13 protein-coding genes and 2 tRNA genes are annotated in these 13,341 nt (G+C 35.9%); 7 read left to right on the top strand and 8 right to left on the bottom strand.

Annotation, left to right across the window (positions count from 1 at the left end; all coding sequences use genetic code 11):
- Positions 1-106 precede the first annotated feature (106 nt).
- The 3 genes from ACR1PN_RS05470 (at position 107) to ACR1PN_RS05480 (ending at position 3,714) form a co-directional block, all read left to right on the top strand.
- Positions 107-1,636, top strand: a complete 1,530-nt coding sequence (locus ACR1PN_RS05470; RefSeq protein ID WP_433979194.1) for an aldehyde dehydrogenase family protein — start codon at positions 107-109, stop codon at positions 1,634-1,636.
- A gap of 374 nt (positions 1,637-2,010) precedes the next feature.
- Complete coding sequence (adhP, locus tag ACR1PN_RS05475; RefSeq protein ID WP_291887216.1) at positions 2,011-3,045, top strand: alcohol dehydrogenase AdhP; 1,035 nt, start codon at positions 2,011-2,013, stop codon at positions 3,043-3,045.
- A gap of 285 nt (positions 3,046-3,330) precedes the next feature.
- Positions 3,331-3,714, top strand: a complete 384-nt coding sequence (locus tag ACR1PN_RS05480) for a DUF779 domain-containing protein (RefSeq protein WP_378175151.1) — start codon at positions 3,331-3,333, stop codon at positions 3,712-3,714.
- A gap of 157 nt (positions 3,715-3,871) precedes the next feature.
- Here the strand turns inward: ACR1PN_RS05480 and ACR1PN_RS05485 are convergent, their stop codons facing one another.
- Entirely contained in the window at positions 3,872-5,071 is a 1,200-nt protein-coding gene (locus ACR1PN_RS05485) for a dicarboxylate/amino acid:cation symporter (protein ID WP_433979195.1), read from the bottom strand.
- Between the two features lie 93 nt (positions 5,072-5,164).
- Between ACR1PN_RS05485 and ACR1PN_RS05490 the strand changes: the two genes are divergently transcribed.
- From ACR1PN_RS05490 to ACR1PN_RS05500, 3 genes are all read left to right on the top strand, one after another.
- Positions 5,165-6,088 (top strand): DnaJ C-terminal domain-containing protein, encoded by a 924-nt coding sequence (locus tag ACR1PN_RS05490; RefSeq protein ID WP_433979196.1) that lies wholly within the window; start codon positions 5,165-5,167, stop codon positions 6,086-6,088.
- Positions 6,089-6,091: 3 nt separating this feature from the next.
- Positions 6,092-6,394, top strand: a complete 303-nt coding sequence (locus ACR1PN_RS05495; protein WP_433979197.1) for a chaperone modulator CbpM — start codon at positions 6,092-6,094, stop codon at positions 6,392-6,394.
- 116 nt (positions 6,395-6,510) lie between these two features.
- Positions 6,511-7,041 carry a hypothetical protein gene (locus ACR1PN_RS05500; RefSeq protein ID WP_433979198.1) on the top strand — a complete coding sequence of 177 codons (531 nt, stop codon included), beginning with the start codon at positions 6,511-6,513 and terminating at the stop codon, positions 7,039-7,041.
- Positions 7,042-7,093: 52 nt separating this feature from the next.
- Here the strand turns inward: ACR1PN_RS05500 and ACR1PN_RS05505 are convergent, their stop codons facing one another.
- Together ACR1PN_RS05505 and ACR1PN_RS05510 are read right to left on the bottom strand one after the other, a co-directional pair.
- Positions 7,094-8,077: a PLP-dependent cysteine synthase family protein gene (locus tag ACR1PN_RS05505; protein ID WP_433979199.1), complete on the bottom strand. Its 984-nt coding sequence runs from the start codon at positions 8,075-8,077 to the stop codon at positions 7,094-7,096.
- A gap of 360 nt (positions 8,078-8,437) precedes the next feature.
- A complete protein-coding gene (locus tag ACR1PN_RS05510; protein ID WP_433979200.1) occupies positions 8,438-9,667 on the bottom strand; it encodes an ABC transporter permease in 1,230 nt (409 codons plus the stop codon).
- Positions 9,668-9,671: 4 nt separating this feature from the next.
- Here ACR1PN_RS05510 and ACR1PN_RS05515 point away from each other — a divergent pair, with 4 nt between their 5' ends.
- Entirely contained in the window at positions 9,672-10,868 is a 1,197-nt protein-coding gene (locus ACR1PN_RS05515) for an exo-beta-N-acetylmuramidase NamZ family protein (RefSeq protein WP_433979201.1), read from the top strand.
- 55 nt (positions 10,869-10,923) lie between these two features.
- Here ACR1PN_RS05515 and ACR1PN_RS05520 read toward each other — a convergent pair whose 3' ends face one another.
- The 5 genes from ACR1PN_RS05520 to ACR1PN_RS05540 all read right to left on the bottom strand — a co-directional run bounded on the left by ACR1PN_RS05520 (position 10,924) and on the right by ACR1PN_RS05540 (position 13,282).
- Complete coding sequence (locus ACR1PN_RS05520) at positions 10,924-11,130, bottom strand: hypothetical protein (RefSeq protein ID WP_378175126.1); 207 nt, start codon at positions 11,128-11,130, stop codon at positions 10,924-10,926.
- 5 nt (positions 11,131-11,135) lie between these two features.
- Positions 11,136-11,786 (bottom strand): DUF3575 domain-containing protein, encoded by a 651-nt coding sequence (locus ACR1PN_RS05525; RefSeq protein WP_378175123.1) that lies wholly within the window; start codon positions 11,784-11,786, stop codon positions 11,136-11,138.
- 10 nt (positions 11,787-11,796) lie between these two features.
- Positions 11,797-12,975, bottom strand: coding sequence for a thioredoxin family protein (locus tag ACR1PN_RS05530; RefSeq protein WP_433979202.1), 1,179 nt, complete (start codon positions 12,973-12,975; stop codon positions 11,797-11,799).
- 106 nt (positions 12,976-13,081) lie between these two features.
- Positions 13,082-13,154 (bottom strand) — tRNA-Phe (locus ACR1PN_RS05535).
- A 55-nt stretch (positions 13,155-13,209) separates the two neighbouring features.
- Positions 13,210-13,282, bottom strand: a tRNA-Phe gene (locus tag ACR1PN_RS05540).
- Positions 13,283-13,341 lie beyond the last annotated feature (59 nt).

Genomic DNA, 13,341 nt, shown 5'->3' on the forward strand with positions numbered 1-13,341 from the left:
AAATTATCACTCTGCACGATTTTGATATTTTTTTGTACGATTTTGCTATATGAATGTTGCTGGTAAGTGTAATTTGGCTTTACAGAAAAATTAAAACTATATAAATATGAGCACTACAGCACAACTACAATCAGGTACTTTATTACAGTGGCCTGAATTTAAAAGCAGATATGATAACTATATTAACGGAAAATTTACAGCACCTGTAAACGGGCAGTATTTTGACGTAGTTTCTCCTGTTGATGGCAGAAATTTCACACAGGCGGCTCACTCTTCAAAAGAAGATTTGGAATTGGCAGTAAATGCTGCAGAAAAAGCATTTCAGACCTGGAAAGATACTTCTTCTACAGAAAGGAGTATTATTTTAAACAAAATTGCAGACAGAATCGAGCAGAATTTAGAGTACATCGCAACGGTTGAAACAATAGACAACGGAAAAGCAGTAAGAGAAACTTTAGCAGCAGATATTCCTTTGGCAATTGACCATTTCAGGTATTTTGCTTCAGTAATCAGGGCTGAAGAAGGTTCTCATAATGAACTGGATAAAGACACGGTTTCTCTTATTGTCCATGAGCCTCTTGGCGTTATTGCTCAAATCATTCCATGGAATTTCCCAATTTTAATGGCTGTTTGGAAGCTGGCTCCCGCTTTGGCAGCAGGAAACTGTGTGGTGTTAAAACCTGCCGAAAGTACACCGATCTCTATTATGGTTTTGATGGAACTGATTGGCGATTTGCTTCCTCCGGGAGTTGTAAATATTGTGAACGGCTTCGGAGCAGAATTAGGAAGGGCTTTAGTGACAAATCCAAAAGTGGCAAAAGCAGCATTTACGGGTTCTACAGCTACAGGTCGTTTGGTAATGCAGTATGCAACAGAAAATATCATCCCTGTAACATTGGAACTAGGAGGAAAATCGCCAAATGTTTTCTTCAGTTCGGTAATGGATGCGGATGATGAATTTTTAGATAAAGCAATTGAAGGAGCGGTTCTTTTTGCTCTAAATCAGGGGGAAATCTGTACCTGCCCGTCAAGATTATTAGTTCAGGAAGATATTGCAGATGCTTTCATCGCAAAAGTGATCGAAAGAGTAAAAGCGATTAAAGTAGGTAACCCACTGGATAAAACCGTAATGATGGGAGCTCAGGCTTCTAAGATTCAAAAAGATAAAATCCTTTCTTACATTCAGTTAGGAAAAGAAGAAGGAGCAGAAGTGCTTGTTGGCGGAGATGTGAACAATGTCGGTGAAGGTTTGGAAAATGGATACTATATCCAGCCGACTATTTTTAAAGGGAACAACAGGATGAGAATTTTCCAGGAAGAAATTTTCGGACCAGTATTGGCTTTTACCACGTTTAAAGATGAAGAGGAAGCATTACAAATTGCAAACGATACTATTTATGGTCTTGGCGCTGGAGTTTGGACAAGAGACGCACACCAGCTATACAATATCCCGCGCCAGATTCAGGCAGGCAGAGTTTGGGTAAATCAATATCATTCTTATCCAGCGGGGGCGCCTTTCGGAGGCTATAAGCAGTCGGGAATCGGCCGTGAGAATCACAAAATGATGTTGGATCACTACCGTCAGACCAAAAACATGTTGATTTCATACAACAAAAACAAATTAGGTTTCTTTTAATTTTTAAATATTAGGGCGCGCCCGTTTTCCCCGTCTCGGCAACGGGGAAAAACGGTCGGGCTATTCAGGGCTTCACTTCGTTTCGGTGCTTCGCACTCTCGTTTTTTCAAACGAGACCCTTCCTATCCCTCACGCAAACAATAGTACTCCTTGCCTGATATTCAGGTGAGTAGGAGATCTCATAAAAATTCATAAGATAAAACCCGTAGTGATTCTAGCTAAGTGAAATCGAAGATTCGATGTAGTCAAAAGCCTTTGCGGGCTTAAAAATACGCAGCCTAATTGGCAAAAAAAGTCTTTGATCCCTTTGCGTTAAAAAATCATCAAATTAAAAGATGAAAAATTAAACTAAAAACTAATCAAAAAATCAAGATATGATTCCAAAAACAATGAAAGCTGCCGTTGTTCAAGGCTATGGACAACCCTTAAAAATAGAAGAAGTTCCGGTAAGAGAGCCCGGAAGATATGAAGTTTTGGTAAAAGTAATTGCATGTGGAGTTTGTCATACAGACTTACATGCTGTTGACGGAGACTGGCCTGCAAAGCCTAAAATGCCATTGATTCCCGGACATGAAGGAGTCGGAATTGTGGTCGCTTGCGGACCGGAAGCTTATGTAAAGGAGGGTGATGCGGTAGGAGTTCCATGGCTGTATTCCGCTTGCGGATGTTGTGATTACTGCATTACGGGTTGGGAAACCCTTTGTGAAGCCCAAAAAAACGGAGGTTATAGTGTTGATGGAGGTTTTGCAGAATATGTTATTGCAGACTCACGATATGTTGGCCATTTGAAATCAAATGTTAACTTCCTTGAAATAGCGCCGATTCTGTGTGCGGGAGTCACTGTTTATAAAGGATTGAAAGAAACCGAAACAAAACCAGGAGAGTGGGTAGCTATTTCAGGTATTGGAGGATTGGGGCACGTTGCGGTACAATATGCAAAAGCTATGGGGATGCATGTTGCGGCGATTGATGTTGCAGATGACAAATTAGATTTAGCGAAAAAATTGGGAGCAGACTTAGTGGTCAATGCAAAAAACACAGATCCTGGAGAATATCTTCATAAAGAAGTCGGCGGAATGCACGGCGCATTGATTACGGCGGTCTCTCCCATTGCTTTTAAACAGGGAATTGATGTTCTTAGAAGAAAAGGAACTATTGCTTTGAATGGTCTTCCTCCGGGCTCCTTTGAATTACCGATTTTTGAAACGGTGCTGAAGAGAATAACTGTAAGAGGTTCAATTGTAGGAACCAGAAAAGATCTTCAGGAAGCCCTGGACTTTGCCAATGAAGGATTGGTAAAGGCAACGGTAACTCCTGCAAAATTAGAAGATATCAATGATGTTTTTGATAAAATGAAAAAAGGGCAGATTGATGGCAGAATCGTTCTCGATATTGCTGGCTCAAATTAAATGATGATGAGTGGGTTCGGCGAAATGAAATTTCGCCGAACTTTTTTAACTTTATAAAAATATTGACCTAAGAAAATGAGCGTTAAGAAAATTAATTCTGTAAGCGTTAAAAAAATTCCACTGTTTGAAGCGCGACAAAATATTGAACCGGAGAACATATCTTGTATTCGCGTAAGTTTTGGAATTTTTAGTGAACAGAAATAATTTTTAGCGGAAGTTTCCAAGTCTTGAACTTTTGGTTCTTTTGTTTCAAGACAAAAGAACATCAAACAAAAATAAAAAGCTATGCAAACCAAAATATCACGCCTCTCTGCCACAGAAAAAGCCATAGAAGTGATCTGGGAATTAGAAAAAAAATATGGCGATTTGATGTTTTATCAAGCAGGAGGCTGTTGCGAAGGAACACAACCTCAATGTTTCGAGAAAGGAGGATTCTTCCCAAGAATGAATGATGCCATGATCGGCACCATCAACGGCCATGAGTTCTGGATCGACCGAGATCTCTTCGAATACTGGAAATATTCGCATTTTACATTGGATGCTGTAGATGGTTTCGGACCGGGAGGGTTTTCTTTGGAAACACCTTTAGGAAAAACATTTAAAGTTAATTATAGACTTTTCACACAGGAAGAATTACAAAATCTGGAACCTGTAAAGCGGAGTGAATAAAAAATCTGCTCAATCAGCAAAATCTGCGAGATAAATATAAATTAGCTAATATTTTTTAGAAATTCACTCAGATTTGGCAGATAACGCTGATGTTGCATTATAAAATTATTCATAAAACTAGCAAAATTATTAGTGTAATTTGTGTTTAACAAAAAAATCAAACTTTCACAAACCTACTCACAAACATGGAAGCTACCAATTGACCGACAGCATTCAGAACTGTAGCTAAAGGATCAACCAGTGTTCCGATAATCATCACTGCCGGAATGGCTTCCTGTGGCAATTTATAAACAGAAATCATCAACATTTCGCCAATATATCCGCCATTCGGAATTCCACCGGCCACAATACTTACAAAAACTGTAATTCCTAGAGCTAAAAGTAAATTCATCGGATCAAAAAAATCTCTTCCGATAATTAAAAAAGCTACATAAATCTTAATAATTGAAGACATTGATGAGCCGTTCTTGTGCAAGGTCGTTCCAATCGGAATCACAATATTTGAAATTTGGTTTGGAATTCCAATTTTTGAAGCGGCCTGTAAATTAGCAGGCATTGTTGCAAAGCTACTGCAGGTACTCAAAGCGGTTAAAGTCGGATAAATAGCATTGGTCCAAAAACTTTTCACTCCATTCTGCCCTTTTGCCATAAAAGCATACAGTGAGAAAAAGACTAAGAAATAAACAACTCCTGCAATATAGTATAAACCTAAAGGTTTAGCATAAAATCCAAAAAGCTGAGGTCCTAAAGTTGCCACCTGATAGGCAAAATAAGCTCCGAGACCAATTGGAGCGATTTTCATTATTAATAAAAGCAGTTCTTTCATCACTTCGTACCCCGAAGCAATAAATGATCTGAAAACCGAACCCTTTTCTCCTGCTTTTCTGGCTGAAAACCCTGTCATGAAAGCAAAAATTAAAAGCGCTAACATATTTTGTCTTGAAAAAAGCTGTGTGAATTCCCCAACCGTAAAGAACCCTACAATTCTATTTCCCCAGCTGTCGTTATTCGCTGTTTCTTCAACAATTTCGTTGCTTCCGGAAACTCCGGATACAGGAAATACATAAACCGCACAAATGGTAAAAACAGCGGCTGTTAAAATAAAGAACAGAAAGGTAAAAGCCATCGTTACCATGATCTTTCCGAATTTAGATTGCTGTTCCAATGATGCAATAGAATTGGAAACAGCAAAAAATACCAATGGGACCACACTCACAAAAAGAAGGTTCAGGAAAATATCACCTAAAGGTTTGATATAATAAACAACATCGGGAACAACAATTCCGATAATGCTTCCAATGGTGATTCCTAGCAATAAAAGGATGATTCCTGAATAGTTTTTCAACACTTCTTTCATAGGGTGCTTTTTAATCAAAGATAGGTTTATTTTTAACATTCAATAGTATTAATTTCAGTCATAAATTCCTTAAATTTGAGTAAAAACGTTCCTATGGCGTATATAGATTACTATAAAATTTTAGGTGTAGATAAGAATGCGACGCAAGATGACATTAAAAAAGCCTACAGAAAATTAGCGAGGAAGCTACATCCAGACTTAAATCTTGATGATAAAGAGGCCGAGCGAAAATTCAAAGAACTGAATGAAGCCAATGAAGTGCTCAGCAATCCTGAAAATCGTAAAAAGTACGATAAATATGGGGAACACTGGAAGCATGGGGAAGAATACGAGAAAGCTCAGCAACAGCAAAGACAATATCAAAGTCAAAGCCAGAGCGGAAATTTCGGAGGTGGATTTTCCGGTGCTGATTTTGGAGAAGGTGAAGATTTTTCAGATTTTTTCCAAAGCATGTTTGGCGGAGCCGGAGGCGGTTTTGGGAGAAGTTCGAGAGGGAGTGCTTCAGGAAAATTTAAAGGACAAGATGTACATGCAGAGTTGAATTTAAGTTTAAAAGATGCAGCCACAACACATCAGCAGACTTTTGATATTAATGGTAAGAAAGTAAGAATTACAATTCCTGCCGGAGTATATGACGGTCAGCAGATTAAATTAAAAGGTCATGGAAATCCGGGCTTTAATGGAGGACCGAATGGAGATTTGTTTATCACTTTTACTATTCCTGCCGATCCGAATTTTGAAAGAATAGGTGATGATCTGAAAACGAAAGTTTCGATAGATTTATATACTGCTGTTTTAGGTGGTGATGTAAAAGTGAATACATTGACAGGAAGTGTTAATTTAAAGGTAAAACCTGAAACCCAAAACGGAACTACAGTAAGGCTGAAAGGAAAAGGTTTTCCGGTATATAAAAAAGAAGGCGAGTTTGGTGATCTGTTTGTGACTTACGAAGTGAAACTGCCGACAAATCTCACCGAAAAACAAAAAGAACTTTTTGAACAACTTAAAAATTCCTAAGTCATGAGTGAAAGAATATCGCGAGAAGAACTCGTAAAAATATACAATGTTGAAGTTACTTTTTTTGATGAACTGGTAGATTCCGGTTTGTTGCATATTCAGACCGAAAATGAGATCCGCTACCTGATGTATGAAGATTTACCCAATTTTGAGAGATTTACCAATTGGCATTACGATCTGGAAATCAATCTTCCCGGCTTAGAAGTTATTCATGATATGCTTCAGAAAATGGAGGATTTAAAACAAAGAAATCGTGAGTTGATGAGTAAGCTTTCAGCAATTGGTGATAAATATCAAGATGAGTAAACTTTAAGGTCGAGAAAGTCTCGGAAGGAGGATTTAATAAAATAGGATGTAATCCTATCGATACATAATTTTGATATGAATCTAAAAACTTATCTTTACGGGTAGAATTAATCAGTATGAACCAGAATCAGGATAAAGTCATTAATTTAAATATCAACAGGAAAGATTTCGAGGAAGTGTATTTTATGGGAAGTCAGGGAAGTTTATTTTTTTCCTCAACCACAAAAGGCAAAACAGTGACTACAATCGTTGTTGGAATTATTTTAATCATCCTGTTTATTTTTAAAGATGATTTAAGCAAAGAAAAATTTGGAATTCTGTATTTTGTAAGCTTTCTATTTTTACTTTGTGCGGTTTATCTTTCTTTAGCCATCAATAAAGTTTCAAAATGGAGAAAAGACGTAGTGACTTATTTAAAAACCTTGGAAAATCCTGAAATCTACCAGATTAAATTCAATAATAAAGTTTTTAAGGTCAATTTAAACAATAAAAAAGAGACAAGCTTGTGGACTGAATTTACTTCAGCTGAAATTGCCGAAAAGTTTATTGCTTTGGAAGGAAAATTTAATTATATGTTTCCGAAAAAATCAATGAGCACAGAAGATTACAAATCCCTGACTGAAGCTGTCGAAAAAAACATCAAATAAAACAAAACTCAGAGCAAATTACTCTGAGTTTTGTTTTATAGTCAAAAGCTGATTAATCTAACCAACCCATTTCCTTCATCCAATCATCGTTGTAGATTTTCCCAACGTATCTTGAACCATGGTCGTGTAATAAAACAACAATCACATCATCTTTCGTGAACTGGTCTTTCATCTGAACCAAAGCAGCCATTGCACTTCCCGCAGAATATCCACAGAAGATTCCTTCTTCTTTAGCCAGTTTTCTTGCATAAACAGCACCATCTTTATCAGTCACTTTTTCGAAATGATCGATTACAGACATATCATAGTTTTCAGGAAGAATATCTTCACCAATTCCTTCTGTAATGTAGGTATAAGCGTTTCCTAAATTGATTTCCCCCGTTTCATGAATTTCCTTTAAAATAGAACCGTATGTATCAACACCGATTACTTTGATGTCTTTATTTTTCTCTTTAAAAAACATTCCACAACCTGTAATCGTTCCTCCGGTTCCCGCTCCAACCAAAAAGTGAGTCAGTTTTCCCTCAGTTTGTTCCCAGATTTCAGGAGCAGTAGATTCGTAATGAGCTGCTCTGTTGGATAAGTTATCGTATTGATTTACATACCATCCGTTTTCCGTTTCTTTAGCCAATCTTTTTGAAACAGAATAGTAAGAACGTGGGTCAGTCGGTTTCACATCGGTCGGACAAACGATCACTTCGGCTCCTACCGCACGAAGAATATCGCATTTTTCTTTAGACTGTTTAGAGTTGGTTACAAAAATACATTTGTAGCCTTTGATGATCGCTGCAAGAGCCAATCCCATCCCCGTATTTCCTGAAGTTCCTTCGATAATCGTTCCTCCCGGCTTCAATCTTCCGTCTTTTTCGGCATCTTCAATCATTTTAAGGGCCATTCTGTCTTTTACAGAATTTCCGGGATTGAAAGTTTCTACTTTTGCTAAAACCAATGCCGGGAAATCTTCACCCAAAACTTTGTTAAGTTTCACAAGTGGCGTATTTCCTATGGTTTCAAGTATATTTTCTGCGTATTTCATATGTAGTTCTTATTGTTTTTTCTGCGATCCAAAGATACATTTTTCAGAATAATTCCTAAGCTATGTAAATAATTAGGTGTAATTTGGTTTAAGTGCAGATTTTACAATGCGCTAAAATAGCTGATAAACAATTGATAAATGTTTATTTAATTTATTAATGATCTGATTTTTTAGGAGCTTTTTCCAGCTTTCGCTACTCGCTTTTTTAAGGATTCGGCGGCGGCTTTGCCGCCGCCGAATCCTTAAAAAGAGCTTAAACATGTCGCTCAATCTGGGCTAAAACATATTTAGCAATAAATCAAAATTCAGAGTAAATAGAAATTAACAAACGAAGCAAATTGACAATTCAACAGTTAACAATTAATTATACTTAATTGCTTTCACCGGAGAAATTTTACTGATCAGATAACTCGGAATCACCAAAGCTAATCCTGAAATAATTAAAATCCCAACAGAAATTGAAATAATCAGAAGAGGATTTAAATCAACAGGAACAACACTTACATAATAATCTTTAGGATTCAGCTTAATAATTCCAAAGAATTTTTGAGCAAGCAAAAGTCCGAGACCAATGGCATTTCCGTATAAAAGTCCGGGAACCATGATGATTAAAGTATAATTGATAAAAGTCGCACGAATCTGTCCGTTTGTAGCGCCTAAAGTTTTCAATAATCCGATGGAGTTGGTTCTTTCGATGATCAGGATCAGCAAAACCATAATGATATTAATAATCACTACCAAAAGCATAATAGAAATGATAATTCCGATGTTGGTATCGAAAAGACCAATCCAGTCATTAATTTGCGGATATTTATCAGTAGCTCTTTCAGCATAATTTTTATACCCGATAAACTTTTCAACTTTTGGAGCATCTTTATCAATGTTGTTGATGTTTTTGAAAAAGATATCAAGTCCGCCAACTTCATCGGGTTTCATATCCTGAATTTTCCTTACATGATTAATGTCGCCGATGACGAATTGATCGTCAATCATTTTAATATCGGTTTTATAAATTCCTGCAACTTCAAAGTTTCGATAAATCGGCTTTTGATCAGCTTTTGAAAAAATAGTAACGATACTGTCATTTACTTTAAGGTGAAGATCATTGGCAATTTTTTCTGAAATAACAATGCCGTTATTATAGCCTTTTCCACTGAAAAACGGAGTTTTTCCTGCAATTAGGAACTTCTTAAATCTTAAACTGTCAAAATCTCTGTCTACACCTTTAAAAATAATTCCTGCAAAACTGTTTTCATTACGCATAATTCCTGTCACCATCGCATATTGCTGAACTGCTGCGACATCGGGTAGGGCTTTAATACTTTTAATATTCAAACCTTCCTGATCAAGAACCGAGGTATTGTAAGAAGAATTAGATTTGGTAGATTTTATGGTAATGTGTCCGCTGAAATCTCCTAAACGTTCTTTAATTGCTTTTTTCGAGCCCAGCCCTGTAGAAACGGTTATCAGAGATACAATGATGCCTAAAGCCACAGAAAGCCTTCCGATGAAGATGATAACCCGTGAAAGGTTATTTTTGTTATCTTTGGAAAACGCTATTTTTCGGGAGAAATATAATGGAAATTTCAAGCTTATGAATTTAAATTTCAAAATTAAAACATTCGTTCTTATTTGCCTAATTTTTTTAGGAGTATTCAGCCGATATTATTCTCAGACGTCAGATAGAGGTGGTTTTAAAACAGGTGCAGACCGACCTGAAATTTATCTTCCTCTTTTAAAAAATAAAACCATAGGAATTGTAACCAACCAAACGGGGTTATTAAAAGATAAAACGCATCTGGTGGATTTTCTGGTTAGAAATAATGTGAAAATTAAAACAATTTTTGCTCCCGAACATGGTTTCAGAGGTGATGCAGATGCCGGGGAAAAAGTAAAAAACGGAGTAGATGTAAAAACAGGAATTCCTATCGTTTCTCTTTACGGAAATAATAAAAAGCCAAAATCTGAACAGTTAAAAGGACTTGATATTGTCGTTTTTGATATTCAGGATGTTGGAGTGAGATTTTATACATACATTTCAACTCTAACGTATTTGATGGAAGCTGGAGCTGAGAATAATGTTGAAATTATGGTTTTAGACCGGCCAAATCCACACGATGGGTATATCGACGGACCTGTTTTAAAGAAAAAATGGACAAGTTTTGTAGGAATGCATGAAGTTCCTGTAGTTTATGGTTTAACGATCGGAGAGTACGGAAAAATGGTTAATGGCGAAAAGTGGTTAAAAAATGGTGTTCAGGCAAGATATACTTTGATTGAAATGCATGATTATCACAAGAAAAAACGTTATTCGATTTTAGACAAGCCTTCTCCGAATTTGCCAAATGATAAATCGACCAATTTATATCCTAGTTTATGCTTTTTTGAAGGAACTCAGGTTTCTGTAGGAAGAGGAACAGATTTACCTTTCCAGATTTATGGTTCACCGTGGACGACTTCTCTACCTTATCAGTTTACTCCAAAACCAAATTTCGGTGCTAAAGATCCTTTCCTGAATGGCAAATTGTGTTATGGCGAAAACCTTTCAGGTTACAATCAAGATTTACGTGAACTGAATTTAGAATGGCTGCTTAAAGCATATAAAAACTATAAAAACCCACAACAGGATTTCTTTCTGAAAAATCTTTTCTTTGATACTCTGGCTGGAAGCGATGAATTGAGAAAACAAATTATTGCCGGAAAAACCGAAAAAGAAATTAAATCTTCCTGGAAATCAGATTTGGATAAATTCGAAAAAATCAGGAGAAAATATATTATTTATCAGGATTAAAAAAATGTCAACTGTAAATTCTACAGTTGACATTTTATATTTTTTATTCAATCAGTTAATCAAAATTCTGTGGTGGATTTTTGTCATCCTTTCCTTTATTTAAAATAAAAAGACCAATCGTTAATCCGATAACTCCTGCAGAAGCTGTCATTAGAGCGCGTTGCAGTTTATCTGCTTCTTCATTTCCTAAATAATTCATAAAGAAAAGTATGGCAAACGTTATGATCGAAATGATAATATGGTTTCTTCCTAATAATTTCATTTGTCTTATTTTAACCTGTAAGAAATCATTACGCCACCTCTGTATGGAATAATTTCACTGCTTCGGTTGTATCCGTTAGCGCTGTCATATCTTTCACCAGTTCCGCGTACATAACCTTTATAGAAATCTTGGGAGCTTCCTATTCCAGCAAAAATATCCATATTCCAGTTTTCTGCTAATTTGAATTGATAACCTCCTTCAATACCAAACAAAAATGAATATCCTTTTTGATACAATTGTGAATTAATGTATTGACTCGGGATGCCTACCTGAACGTCAGTATAAACATCATCATTCCAATAGTTTGGTTTCTGAATATTGTACACTCCAAAAGAAATGTTTGCTCCCACATGCCATCCTTTAAAAGCTTCTTTAAAATAATACCGCCCTTCAACAGTTCCCATATAAATCTGAGCTTCATGACCGGCAAAAGATTTCCACGGAGAAATTAAAACATCACCTTGTACAGTAAATTTTTTGCTTATCTGATGTTCTATTCCTACATTGATTACACCAATCGGAATTAGTAAAGCGTTCCCTTTTACATATACCTTTTTGTCAGATTCAGATTTAATTTCTTCAGCTTGAGTTTCTTGAGCATTGATATTTACTATCGAAAATAAGCTTAACAATGCAATAAAAATTTTATGATTCAAAATGTAAGTTTTATTTAATTTGACTTAATAATGTTTCTGCTAAACTTGCATCTTTACCAGATTGTGTAGCGATGTTCTTAGATTGTTCGGCAAAGTTTTTCGCCAAATCTTTACTTCCTAGGTTGAAATAAATTTTAGCTAAAATATAAGTGTTTTCTGATGTTTCGCCACGCATTACCGATTTTTCTGCCCATTCTGCAGCTTTTTTCAAGGAAGCTTGATTTTTAATATTGTCAGAAAATATCCATGCAGCTTTTAAAAGTTCATTTGGTTCAAATGAATCTGCGTTTTTATAATATTCCAATGCTGCCTTTTCATACTCGGCAAAATTGGCATTTTGCTCATAATAAGCCAGTTTGGTTTGGTTTAATTTTGTAATTGCAGCTTCTTTTCCTACTAAAGGTTCAGCAGTTTTTAGGAAGTAAACGTCGTTGATTTTTTTGTTTTTTTCATCAATAGATTCCTGAACAACTTTTCCTAAAATCAGCTGGTTGTTAAACTCAGTGTAATTCTCTTCGGGTAAGAATTTAATGATTTCGGCTTTTCTGTCTACAAAAGTTTTGTAATTCGGATCTTCAGAAGATTTAAGGAAATAAAATAAAAATCCGGCATCGTCTTTTGTCAGTTCTTCGTTTTTTGGTTTATTTTCAAAATACCTTTCCGAAGCTTTTTTGGCAAACTCATAATCCGAATTTGAATTAAGCTTCATAATATTCCTTAAAAATTCCGGATCCTTTTCTCCTTTCGCAAATCTTTCTTTCGATGATCCTTCTTTAGAATTTACAGCGTTTACATCCTGTGCCATAGAAAGAAATAGACTTGGCTCCATGTATCCGTAGTTTTGAGAAACCAATTCGCCGTCGCCATTTAGAAAAAGAAAAGTAGGGTAAGAGCGTACAGAGAATTTCTGAGCAATCTCTCTTCCTTCACCTTTTTCCATGTCGATTCGTGAGCTCACAAAGTTTTTATTGAAATAATCTCCTACTGATTTTTGGGTAAAAACGTTTTTATCCATCATTTTACACGGACCGCACCAAACTGCATAAGCATCAATAAAAATTAATTTTTTTTCTTTTTTTGCTTTGGCAAGAAGATCTTTAAAAGCACTTTGGTCAAATTTAATTCCTTCTTCCTGTGCTAAAATGAATATGCTGAGAAAAATAAATAATCCGGAGATCAATTTTTTCATAATGAAATAAAATTTTAAAAAGCGAATATACTTAAATTAAAAGAATGATGAATAATCGTACTTAAAAATAAAACAAAAAACCACCCTTGAAAAAGAGTGGTTTAAGTGGTTTCTCCAGGAATCGAACCAGGGACACATGGATTTTCAATCCATTGCTCTACCAACTGAGCTAAGAAACCATTAGCTTAAATCAACTTTTGAAAAGAAAACCGCCTAATGAAAGGCGGTTTTGTGTGGTTTCTCCAGGAATCGAACCAGGGACACATGGATTTTCAATCCATTGCTCTACCAACTGAGCTAAGAAACCATTCTTTTTTACTTCGTTGTTTTAAAGTGATGCAAAAGTAGGAAGTTTTGATATATGAA

Origin of the sequence: Chryseobacterium sp. RLHN22, assembly GCF_051011795.1 — a bacterium.
In the GTDB taxonomy this organism is placed as follows: Bacteria; Bacteroidota; Bacteroidia; order Flavobacteriales; family Weeksellaceae; genus Chryseobacterium; species Chryseobacterium zhengzhouense.

What these genes read in the sequence shown, in the direction of transcription:
- ACR1PN_RS05520 (WP_378175126.1), bottom strand. Translation starts at nt 11,130, where the DNA reads ATGAAATTATTAGGAAGAAACCATATTATCATTTCGATCATAACGTTT.
- ACR1PN_RS05515 (WP_433979201.1), top strand. Translation starts at nt 9,672, where the DNA reads ATGAATTTAAATTTCAAAATTAAAACATTCGTTCTTATTTGCCTAATT.
- ACR1PN_RS05530 (WP_433979202.1), bottom strand. Translation starts at nt 12,975, where the DNA reads ATGAAAAAATTGATCTCCGGATTATTTATTTTTCTCAGCATATTCATT.
- adhP (WP_291887216.1), top strand. Translation starts at nt 2,011, where the DNA reads ATGATTCCAAAAACAATGAAAGCTGCCGTTGTTCAAGGCTATGGACAA.
- ACR1PN_RS05500 (WP_433979198.1), top strand. Translation starts at nt 6,511, where the DNA reads ATGAACCAGAATCAGGATAAAGTCATTAATTTAAATATCAACAGGAAA.
- ACR1PN_RS05485 (WP_433979195.1), bottom strand. Translation starts at nt 5,071, where the DNA reads ATGAAAGAAGTGTTGAAAAACTATTCAGGAATCATCCTTTTATTGCTA.
- ACR1PN_RS05505 (WP_433979199.1), bottom strand. Translation starts at nt 8,077, where the DNA reads ATGAAATACGCAGAAAATATACTTGAAACCATAGGAAATACGCCACTT.
- ACR1PN_RS05480 (WP_378175151.1), top strand. Translation starts at nt 3,331, where the DNA reads ATGCAAACCAAAATATCACGCCTCTCTGCCACAGAAAAAGCCATAGAA.
- ACR1PN_RS05490 (WP_433979196.1), top strand. Translation starts at nt 5,165, where the DNA reads ATGGCGTATATAGATTACTATAAAATTTTAGGTGTAGATAAGAATGCG.
- ACR1PN_RS05470 (WP_433979194.1), top strand. Translation starts at nt 107, where the DNA reads ATGAGCACTACAGCACAACTACAATCAGGTACTTTATTACAGTGGCCT.
- ACR1PN_RS05495 (WP_433979197.1), top strand. Translation starts at nt 6,092, where the DNA reads ATGAGTGAAAGAATATCGCGAGAAGAACTCGTAAAAATATACAATGTT.